Below are 9103 nucleotides of genomic sequence, written 5' to 3'. Positions count from 1 at the left end.
GTTCCGAGAAATCGCTCTGATGTGTGTCGTCTACAACATCAAGCGTGCCGTCAAACAGTGAAATCCACCGCCTTATGGCGATTCAACACAGCCCCGAAGACGTACGTCGCTCGAATCAGATCGGCTGTCGAGAGACGGGCTCTCAGCCGAGTGCCCGACTCTTCAGATGACCCAACAGTGTTACAGGAGACAGTCCAGTCACGGGTGCGTGATGGGATGCATTTCTTGGCGATAGCGACCTACCTTGCGTGTGGATTCCTTGGAACCGGCTTCCTGCTACTGGAGGGCATCCCCGAGATAGGGATCGCCGATTCAACACTCTTCACGCCAGGGTCACCGACACTCGTCGATGTCGTTGGTGACCCGATTACGGTCATCAGCGTAGCCGTCCTCGCAGCCCAACTCTACGTACTCTGGGATATCACGGTTGCCTGGGTAGCGTATAAACGAAACACGAAAGTCCTCGAGCGGACCATCAAGCAACAGGTCGTATCGGGCAATTTCACCCAGGGTCTGCAATCTATCGACCCCCTGTTCGATGATGATTGAAAGAGATGCGGTCAGCACGCCACCGGCCCTACTAGTCGACAGCATCCGACTGAAACGTTATTGCACTCCCCGCAGAAACACGTCCCGTGTCGGGGACCTACTCGCTTTGGCTCGTTCCAGACCGGGATGCAGCAGCGTATCGGCAACTGGAAGAGACGATTCGGGAGTTGGCAACTGGACAGGAGGATGCACCTGAGTTCGAGCCCCACGTTACGGTTCTCGGTGGGATACGGGGCGACCAAGACCTGATTACTGAACGGACGGAGGAACTCGTTGGGAACAGAGAGTCGCTGGAGCTTTCGTTCACCGCCGTACACTGTTCGACGACGAAACACCAGTGTGTGTTCCTTCTGATACAGCCAACTCGGGAACTACTCTCGCTTCATCAAACGGCAGCAGAGCTGTTCGATACCAATCCCGGGATGTACGTCCCCCATTTGAGCCTCATCTACAGCGAGATGAGTATTGCGGACCGGGTGTCCATGGTGGAATCGATCGATCTGGAAGCGCTGCCTGCCACCGTCCGAACCGATACGCTCGCTGTCGTCGATACGACGGGTGAGGTCTCGGAGTGGCGCACGATTTCGACGGCTGGATTGTGAACTCGGAGATACCGATTGCAAGATCGCCTCCGGGACTCGCGATGCGGGTGGCTCCACACCTGTGATAGGGTCGTGGCTGCGCGCACAGCGAGTGAGACGAACGGAGGCACGGAGTGAGTCTCGCGAGCGAGCACGGAGCGGTGGGTGGGGAGGTGGGGTCGCGGTGCCAGGGCGATATGACCCGTCAAACCGAATCCACGACGACCCGCCCTCTGGCCAGCGAAGCAATGCCAAAAAAGAGAGCAGATAGTGGCCAGACGACCGCTCGCGAGCTCAGTCTCTGAGAACGTCCAGTCGCTGCCCGGTTCTCCCTTCGCTGAAGTCCGCGTGGGTCACCGTCCCGTTTCGCGGGCTCGGGCCGTCACCGCGCTCGAGCACGGAGATTTCTGAATCCGACGTCACGGCTAACGTCGGCTGGCCGCCGTACCAGCCGACCTCGCAGTTCAGCAGCCTCACTCGGTCGCCCTCGCGGAGCACCGTCCCCACCTTGGAGCGCTTCCAGATGGTCACCTTCGCACTCCCGGAGCCGTCTTCGAGCACGCCGACCTGTTGCTGGTTGACCGCCGCTGGCTGGTAGAGCGTTCTCACCTCGGCTTCGACGTTCGCCTGGATGGGGTACCGAGGATGACCCATCCATTCCTCGATGGTCGCGATGGGCTGGATCGCGTCGGTGCCTTTCGCCACGTCTTCGTTCGTCTTGAGAACGGCTGCCGTCAACCCCATCCCCTGGCACGCGACCTTCTCCGCGAGCCGTTTCGCGTATGCCGCCCGAGTCGGCCCACGGAAGCGCTCCGCCAGATGCATCCCGTATCGGTTCACCCCGCCCAGGGTCTCCGCCTCGAGTTGTTCACGCGGGTCGACGTCGGGGTCGCCACCGCTCCCGAGCACGCCCCGTTCTCTGAAGTCACGAACGCGCTCGCTGGATGCCCACTCCGTCTGCATCCTCCACGATCGCTCCCGGTCGATGCCCGCCTCCTCAGCCGCCAGTGCGCGCTCTCGATACTGCTCTAACTCCTGTTCCTCACCAAGCCGCCGTTCCTCCGCTTCGAGTGTCATCCCGTACGGGTGGTCCAGATTCGCCTTCCGGTTCCAGTCGTAGTCGATTCGACCCTGGCGTTCGAGTTCCACCGTGGGTCGCAGCTCAGGTGCGTGATCCTCACACGCTGCCTCTACCAACACCTCGCCTTCGTCCTCGATGGCCTCCCCGAGCGTCAGCTGTTCAGTCGTCTGTTCGGCATCCGAAACTACATCACGAGTTGCGTTTCTACTAGACATTGGAGTACACACTCCGAAGGCGCTCACTGAGCGTCCACAACCGCGACTCCACTCGCGGTTTTCTGCATCACCGCCCGGCCAGACACGTCTGCGCGCTCTCGCTCGCGCCTTCGCGAGCGCCCCTGGGCGCGAGCGAGAGCGCGCCGTCGACGACAGACAACCAGCACCGCGCGCCGTCCTGCCGAACGGAGTGAGGCAGGGCTCGGAAGACGAACGCAGTGAGTCTTCCGGCGTCCGCCCGGAGCGAGCGTCCAGCGGAGTAACCGTGTGGGGGTGAGCACCCACGGCGCGCAACCCCCCGCGGTTACCCGCTGGCGTCGAGACCAGATGCCCGGAACGGGCGCGGGCGGTGCGGAGAGCGCCCGCACGCCCGGACTGGTCGGTCGCGAGCGACGCGGAGGGCGGCACGCGGCGAGCGGTGCGTGCCGGAATGAGACACCAGTCTTTCGCCACGTTGCTCGCCGATCAATCCACCGTCCCGGTGGATTCAGAAAGGGCGAGGCCGTCTCGGTCGTCCCCCGACCCCGCAAGCACCGCAGGCACGAGGAGCGCAGCGCGGTTCCCGTGAGCGCAGCGAACGGGGGCAAGCGAGACGTAGTCTCGTGAGGTCGCGGGATGCCGAGCGGCCGAGGGCTTTCAAAAAGCTACTCACAGAGATGCAAGGAGGAAGCTCACGGCTTTAGCCGTGGGAGGAATCCGAGACGGCTCGAATTAACCCACGAGCGAGAGCACTCAGACTCCCCCACGCCGGGCGCAGGTTTATCAAATATTACGGGACAAGTAAAGTACCAGATGGAGGTCAAGCGAACTGTTACGGTCAAACTCTCGGTTCCCGACGACCGACAGGAAGACCTTCATCAGACCATCGACCAGTTCAACCACGCCTGCAACTACACCGTCCAGCATGGGCGAAACGACGACGGCTACCTCATCCTTACCAAGTCGAAAATACACGACCGAGTGTACCACGACTTGCGAGACGAGACAGACCTACCCGCGAACCTCTGTGTCCGAGCGTACTCAAAAGCCGTCGAGGCGATGACGTCAACCGTCGCAGACTGGAAAAAAGGTACCAGTCGACCACTCCCACGATTCACCGAACCGTCTGCCGTCTACGACAAACGCACGTTGACACTCAAAGACAGGTCGGCCACACTCTCGACCATCAACGGCAGAGTCAGTGTGGACTACGTTCTCGGTGACTACCAGAAATCGTACCTCGATGATGACGAGTACGAAAAGCGGATGGGGACGCTCCACTACCGCGAAGACGAGGACGCGTTCTACCTCCACATCGTCATCAAAAAAGCGGTCGAAGAACGCGATGGTAACACGGTACTGGGTGTGGATTTGAACCTGAAGAACGTCGCCGTGACCAGTACGGGGTCGTTCTACGACGGTGGCGAACTACTGTGGGGACAGAATCACTTCTTCCGCGTGCGTCGGAGCCTTCAGCACAAAGGCACTCGCTCCGCCAAGCAGGTTCTCCGGCGATTGTCGGGGCGAGAAACCCGCTTCGTGCTGAACCGCCTGCACACGATTTCTCGACGTATCGTAGAAGAAGCCGACGCCCACGACTGTTCGTTCATCGCTGTCGAACGCTTGACCAACATCCGTGAGCAAATGGACAATCAGAACGACCAAGTGAAGCGACAGCTGCACAACTGGGCGTTCCGCGAACTCCAGGAGATGCTGGCGTACAAGGCCAGCGAGTACGGTATCCGTGTTGAGCAGATCCCGCCTGCGTTTACCTCGCAGACCTGTTCTCGGTGTGGACATCAGTGTAGCACGAACCGCACCTCGGACGGATGGTTCGAGTGCAACGAGTGTGGGTATTCGATCGACGGCGACTACAATGCGGCGAAGAACATCGGATTGAAGTTGCTAACTTTACCGGAGGGCGAACGCCCCTCTGGGTTGGGCGACGGTCATCTCGCCCTCAAGTCCGGGATGGTGAATGGGAATGGCGAGTACACCGCCTCCGACGGTTCGTCGGCAGACCGGGAGTCCACGGACAAGCCCACGACTTCAGTCGTGGGTCGATGACGGCGGGTTTGATGCGCTATTCAGGTGGTCCATGTCGTCGTCTTCGTACGCTGCCCGCCACATCGCATGGACTGCACGGGTCACGAGTGACACTTCGGTCACGTCGATACAGGAGGGTTCGGCTGCCGTCGTCGCGGTCTCGGGTGGAGGGTGGAAATGGATCTCGGGGGAGTGTGTATTCGGGTGGCGGTCGAATCGCCAGTTGACGTCGTCGCTATCGACATAGTGAAACGAATACATTCCCAGTTCGCTCCACTGGATATCGAGCCGGGCACTGTCGGCCTCGCAGAGCCCGTCAGTGAGACTGATCTGTAATTCAGTGGGTGCGACGACGTCGTCGTACGCTGTTTCGTCGACGAGCGGTTCGAGTTCGAGCCAGAGGTCACGAATCCGCTGGAGGGCCGGGAGATAAATCGGTCCGAACTCGCCGGCTCGGTCGTCCTCGCTCATACTGCGAGCTGGTGGCTGGCCTCGTCGTAGGCGAGGGCGGCTTGGGCGACGGCGAGGTTCTGTCGCGTCGTTCTCCACGCGGTGAGGTCGTCCCAGCCCTCCGTCTCGTCGGCGTCGAGCTGCTGGGCAAGTTCCTCAGGTGACACCACGTCGTAGCGGTCCTCATACTGACGGATCTCGGACTTCATCTCCTTGATGCCCTCGAGTAACTCCGTCCGGTCCGCTTCGTTACGCAGTTCGCGAATCCGGGACATCAGAATTCGGTCGCTGTTTCGCTTGTACAGCGTTGTCTGGCCCTCCTGTTCCGTCTCGGCGAAGCCGGTGTTCACGAGCGTCTTACAGTGTCGACGTGCCGTCGGCTCGCTCACAAGGGCGCGGTCGGCGATCTCGGCTGCGGACTGCCCGTCGTGGGTTTGTTCGACGATTTCATACACACGTTCGAACGGCGTGGTATCCTCTTTCCAGTCCGCTTTGACCTGCTCGTTGACGTCATCCCACGTTTTAGTCATACTAGATAGCACGCCCCCTAGATACAAATAATTTCCCAAGGAAAATATATGTTGGGGCTGCTTGTGCAGGAGCGGTGTCAGGCTACGTACTCCTCTACTTCTCGTGATTGGATCATATCTTTCCGAAGGCACAAGCGACGCGGAGGGCGGCACGCAACGAGCGGTGCGTTCCGTCCACAGACATCAGTACGTCACTGCCCGCCGTGGGTCGATGGCAGAGTTCGCTACTGAGAAGTTGCTCAACGGTCCGCCAAGTCGTCACGCGCCTCCGCAAACCGGACGGGGTCGGTCTCGCCATCGGCAGCCATCTCGTTCGCGGACTGTAGCTGGGAGTTGATGAGCTTGTTCTGTTGGCGCGACCACTCGGCATCATCGTGGGTGCGGACGTACTCCGCCCACTGTTTGATCATGGCACGCCGCTGCTCAGCGTTCCGGCGCTGGCTTGCTTCAAACTCTTTTGAGTTCAGCATAGTGGTCCTCGACACCGAGTTCTTCAACGTACTGTACGAGCTTCTCCCTGTTAAATTGTTCTTCGAAGGTCAGATAGAGATGGAGGGCGTCCTCGAAATCTTTCCCAGTTTTTGTCCCTGCTGCCTGAGCAAGCCGGAGTTTGTACGCGATCTGGAGTTCGATTGGACTGATCCTGATCTCGCTCTCACCGAGTTCGACGGTGAGTGCGTTCGAGATCGCCTCGCGTTCGACATCGTTCGAGACGAACCAGGTCTCGAAGTTCGGGTACATCGCACCGTCTTCAGCGATACGAATTCTGCTTCCCTCGTTCAACATCGAATGCATCTCGTCGAGAGGCATCGCCATGCCCCAGTATCCCGCTGCATCGAGTTCCGCTACCAGTTGCTCGGTCGCTGATTCGGAGAGGGGCTCGATGATGATGGGGATATCCTCTGTGGCCCGCGAGCGCCCGGTCAGGATTGCAACGTAGCCACTGACGATGACGTAGTCGACAGCACAGGAGTCCAGTACCTGGGTGAACTCGAGTACGTCTCTGTCGAGGTCTGAGGGCGTCCGTGAGATCGTGAGGGCGTCGTTATTGAGTTCCATCAGGCACCCCTGGGGAACTGGAAAACGGGCTCCCAGTATCGTGGTTGTTCTGGATGTGGATCTTCCTTCATCAGTTAACCCTCTGTGTCGCGGGGTACGGTTCCATTCGTACTGAAGCAATATTGGGGTAGCCGACTTTGGATCGAGATCGCTCCTCAGTGGTAGGCCGCTCGTCTGTCAGCTCTCGCTACCGCCTTCACGCTCTGAGGACCAACTACCTAGGTACCCGCTGGCGTCGAGACCAGGCGCTCGCGGTGCGGGGAGCGCCCGCACGCCCGGACTGGTCGGTCGCGAGCGAGCGGAGGGCGGCACGCGGCGAGCGGTGCGAGCCGTATAGTACCACACCAGCCAGCCGATAGAGCGTGCTTGTCCAGCAAAAGCTCCGGGTGTGGCTGAAAGGGGCCGAGTGGAGGACGAACCGCAGCGACGCCCCCGTGCGTGAGCGCTACCGAGTGAACGGGGGGCGGGGAGACGACGGGGGAGTCTCGCCAGCTACGCACCGCAGGGACGAGGAGCGCAGCGAACAGGAGCTACCGAGACGTGGTCGCGGGATGTCGAGCGGCCGAGGGCTTTCGAACAGGTCGTCACGTTGCGTGTCCAGCAGAGGATGCCTACAGAACCGCTGCTCTCGCACCATCTCCGGGAGTGGATGCCAGACGGGATGCGAGCATCCGAATGGACAGTCGAGACGGATCCGTCAACGAAGAGACGAACCGGGCCTCAATTCGAATCGTCACAGATGCACTCGTGACTCTGCTGTGACTGTCCGAGGATGTACGCGTGTGTCTCGCTGGCGAGTGCATACATCGCGTCAGCTCGGGCTGCAGATGCGAGCCCATCCTGCTAGTACGTTTTGGCACGATGTTCACGCCAGAGGTCCGCGAGATTCTCCGCAGTTGGCTTGGAGAAGATGCCCACGGCCGCGGCCTCGCGATACACACCAGGATGTGTCCCGGGGAGATCGTCCGGTTGTGCTGTCCCGCGGTCGAGCAACTGGAACTCGACTGTCCGTTCGATGGCGACGAACGACGCTTCGATTACGAGGGTGTAGTACCCAGCGTCACGGAGTGCCGCAGCACCAGCGAGGAGCCGGCACGCTTTCCGGAGCTGGAGTAGTGCACCATCTCCGGTTTCGAGTCCGGACTCGATCTGGGTTGGTCGGTGGTCGAACGCGGCCTGGGCGTCGGCGATGAGCTGCTCGATCTCCGTACTACTCATCGCTCATCACCGTCTTTCGGAGCGACTGGAGATCGTCGGTACCGTACACCGTGATGCCCTCCGCGAAGATTTCATCGAGTTTCGATTCGGCACGTTGAGCGCTCTCCAGCGATTCGACGAAGGGTTCGAACTCGAATCGATCGCCATCGAAGCGTTGGTCACGGAGTTCGGCGACGGTGTCGGCGACGATGCGTCGAGCGCTCGTGCGGTTGCCCTCGACGACGACGAAGAGGTCGATGTCACTTTGCCGATCAGCCTCACCACGCGCGACGCTGCCGAAGACGACGATTCCACGGAGTGCATCGATGTCATCAGCATCGGCGATCGCTGTGGTGACCCGGTCGACGAATGCCCGGATCGGTGCATGGAACTCGGGCTGTTTGATTCCCAGTATCGGGTCGTCTTTCTGCAGTCGCTCAGGGTTGATGGATACGTAGTTGCGTTGTGGGGTTTTCCGAACCTGGACCGCACTCACGTCGTCGAGTAATTCCACAGCGCGCCAGACGGTCGACCTAGTGGCACCGGTCGTGTCGACGAGTTCCTGTATCGTGAACTCCGTCTCGTGTGCATCGGCCAGCAACTGAATGATGTCGTCAGCGACCCCAACCCGAAATACCCCGGTCTCTGGGTAGACATCGATGCAGATACTTATACCTCGTTTCATTGTTCCGGACAGTATATGATTATGCGCAATCACATATAAATCTAGCTAGGACCAGATAGAGACGGTGTGTGGTCACAGGAAAACAGGTCCGTTGCTGTCAATTGTTCGCGAGCAGAAGGGGACCGACCGCTTCGATGGACGACCGCCCTCCACTGCGGGTGGGACTGAAAGGGGCCGAGTGGAGGACGAACCCCGGCGACGCTCCCGTGAGTGAGCGCTAGCGAGTGAACGGGAGGCAGCGAGACGACGCAGGAGTCTCGCCAGCTAAGCACCGCAGCGGAGCGAGGAGCGCAGCGAGCCGCGGGAGTCCTCCGCTCGGGGGCTTTCTGGGTGTTCTCGGTTGACTGCACGGAAAATAGAGCTATTTAAATCCTAGATTCCAGAATAGAAATTAGTGCCGTGTTGAATAGCGATCTAATCGACGGTTGTCACGGGTTAGAAGGGCGAAGCCGAGGAAATCGATTCTGGCTATGGAAGTTGATCTCCTCGACTTCGTTGAGCAGTGTCGGCAGCTAGTCAAACAAGCGTTGGGAAAGCACGCGGGCGAGCCCGCCAGCGGCGGGTTCGCCCGCTGGAAGCACGTCGTTCTCCATTGTTTCCGGCTCGAAGACGGCCACAGCTACCGTGAAACACCGAATCGGCTACAGTACATGACCGAGATTTGTGACGGACTTGGCCTAGATCCGGACGATATGCCTGACTTCACCACACTCTACAAATCGTTCGACCGG

At 60.0% G+C, this 9103-nt stretch carries 9 protein-coding genes and 2 pseudogenes; 4 read left to right on the top strand and 7 right to left on the bottom strand.

What is annotated here, in order from left to right; all coding sequences use genetic code 11:
* The first annotated feature begins 150 nt into the window (after window positions 1-150).
* Together BLT27_RS18375 and BLT27_RS18370 are read left to right on the top strand one after the other, a co-directional pair.
* Entirely contained in the window at window positions 151-549 is a 399-nt protein-coding gene (locus BLT27_RS18375) for a hypothetical protein (protein WP_139172420.1), read from the top strand.
* Window positions 550-635: 86 nt separating this feature from the next.
* A complete protein-coding gene (locus tag BLT27_RS18370) occupies window positions 636-1151 on the top strand; it encodes a 2'-5' RNA ligase family protein (protein ID WP_175526519.1) in 516 nt (171 codons plus the stop codon).
* A gap of 273 nt (window positions 1152-1424) precedes the next feature.
* Here the strand turns inward: BLT27_RS18370 and BLT27_RS18365 are convergent, their stop codons facing one another.
* A complete protein-coding gene (locus tag BLT27_RS18365) occupies window positions 1425-2426 on the bottom strand; it encodes a single stranded DNA-binding domain-containing protein (RefSeq protein ID WP_089736522.1) in 1002 nt (333 codons plus the stop codon).
* A 792-nt stretch (window positions 2427-3218) separates the two neighbouring features.
* Between BLT27_RS18365 and BLT27_RS20290 the strand changes: the two genes are divergently transcribed.
* Entirely contained in the window at window positions 3219-4472 is a 1254-nt protein-coding gene (locus BLT27_RS20290) for an RNA-guided endonuclease InsQ/TnpB family protein (RefSeq protein WP_089736520.1), read from the top strand.
* Here the strand turns inward: BLT27_RS20290 and BLT27_RS18350 are convergent.
* From BLT27_RS18350 to BLT27_RS18325, 6 genes and pseudogenes are all read right to left on the bottom strand, one after another.
* Window positions 4455-4922 carry a toxin-antitoxin system TumE family protein gene (locus BLT27_RS18350; protein WP_089736518.1) on the bottom strand — a complete coding sequence of 156 codons (468 nt, stop codon included), beginning with the start codon at window positions 4920-4922 and terminating at the stop codon, window positions 4455-4457. The genes BLT27_RS20290 and BLT27_RS18350 overlap by 18 nt on opposite strands.
* Entirely contained in the window at window positions 4919-5431 is a 513-nt protein-coding gene (locus BLT27_RS18345) for a winged helix-turn-helix domain-containing protein (RefSeq protein ID WP_089736516.1), read from the bottom strand. Before BLT27_RS18345 ends, BLT27_RS18350 begins: the two co-directional genes overlap by 4 nt.
* Window positions 5432-5670: 239 nt before the next feature.
* A complete protein-coding gene (locus BLT27_RS19980) occupies window positions 5671-5841 on the bottom strand; it encodes a DUF8150 family protein (RefSeq protein WP_175526518.1) in 171 nt (56 codons plus the stop codon).
* 37 nt (window positions 5842-5878) lie between these two features.
* A complete protein-coding gene (locus BLT27_RS18335; protein ID WP_089736512.1) occupies window positions 5879-6490 on the bottom strand; it encodes a hypothetical protein in 612 nt (203 codons plus the stop codon).
* Window positions 6491-7210: 720 nt separating this feature from the next.
* Window positions 7211-7708 (bottom strand): annotated as a pseudogene (locus tag BLT27_RS18330) (hypothetical protein).
* Window positions 7701-8372 carry a nucleotidyltransferase domain-containing protein gene (locus BLT27_RS18325; RefSeq protein ID WP_089736510.1) on the bottom strand — a complete coding sequence of 224 codons (672 nt, stop codon included), beginning with the start codon at window positions 8370-8372 and terminating at the stop codon, window positions 7701-7703. The pseudogene BLT27_RS18330 and the gene BLT27_RS18325 overlap by 8 nt, the downstream one beginning before the upstream one ends.
* A gap of 470 nt (window positions 8373-8842) precedes the next feature.
* On the opposite strand from BLT27_RS18325, the pseudogene BLT27_RS18320 reads away from it, so the two are divergent.
* A pseudogene (locus BLT27_RS18320) lies at window positions 8843-9103 on the top strand (IS5/IS1182 family transposase); the annotation flags it as partial.

This window comes from Haloarchaeobius iranensis, assembly GCF_900103505.1.
Classification (GTDB): Archaea; Halobacteriota; Halobacteria; order Halobacteriales; family Natrialbaceae; genus Haloarchaeobius; species Haloarchaeobius iranensis.
Note: the sequence above shows the minus strand (reverse complement) of the source record. Positions and strands in the feature narration are given on the sequence as shown.

What these genes read in the sequence shown, in the direction of transcription:
- BLT27_RS18365 (WP_089736522.1), bottom strand. Translation starts at nt 2,426, where the DNA reads ATGTCTAGTAGAAACGCAACTCGTGATGTAGTTTCGGATGCCGAACAG.
- BLT27_RS20290 (WP_089736520.1), top strand. Translation starts at nt 3,219, where the DNA reads ATGGAGGTCAAGCGAACTGTTACGGTCAAACTCTCGGTTCCCGACGAC.
- BLT27_RS18350 (WP_089736518.1), bottom strand. Translation starts at nt 4,922, where the DNA reads ATGAGCGAGGACGACCGAGCCGGCGAGTTCGGACCGATTTATCTCCCG.
- BLT27_RS18345 (WP_089736516.1), bottom strand. Translation starts at nt 5,431, where the DNA reads ATGACTAAAACGTGGGATGACGTCAACGAGCAGGTCAAAGCGGACTGG.
- BLT27_RS19980 (WP_175526518.1), bottom strand. Translation starts at nt 5,841, where the DNA reads ATGATCAAACAGTGGGCGGAGTACGTCCGCACCCACGATGATGCCGAG.
- BLT27_RS18335 (WP_089736512.1), bottom strand. Translation starts at nt 6,490, where the DNA reads ATGGAACTCAATAACGACGCCCTCACGATCTCACGGACGCCCTCAGAC.
- BLT27_RS18325 (WP_089736510.1), bottom strand. Translation starts at nt 8,372, where the DNA reads ATGAAACGAGGTATAAGTATCTGCATCGATGTCTACCCAGAGACCGGG.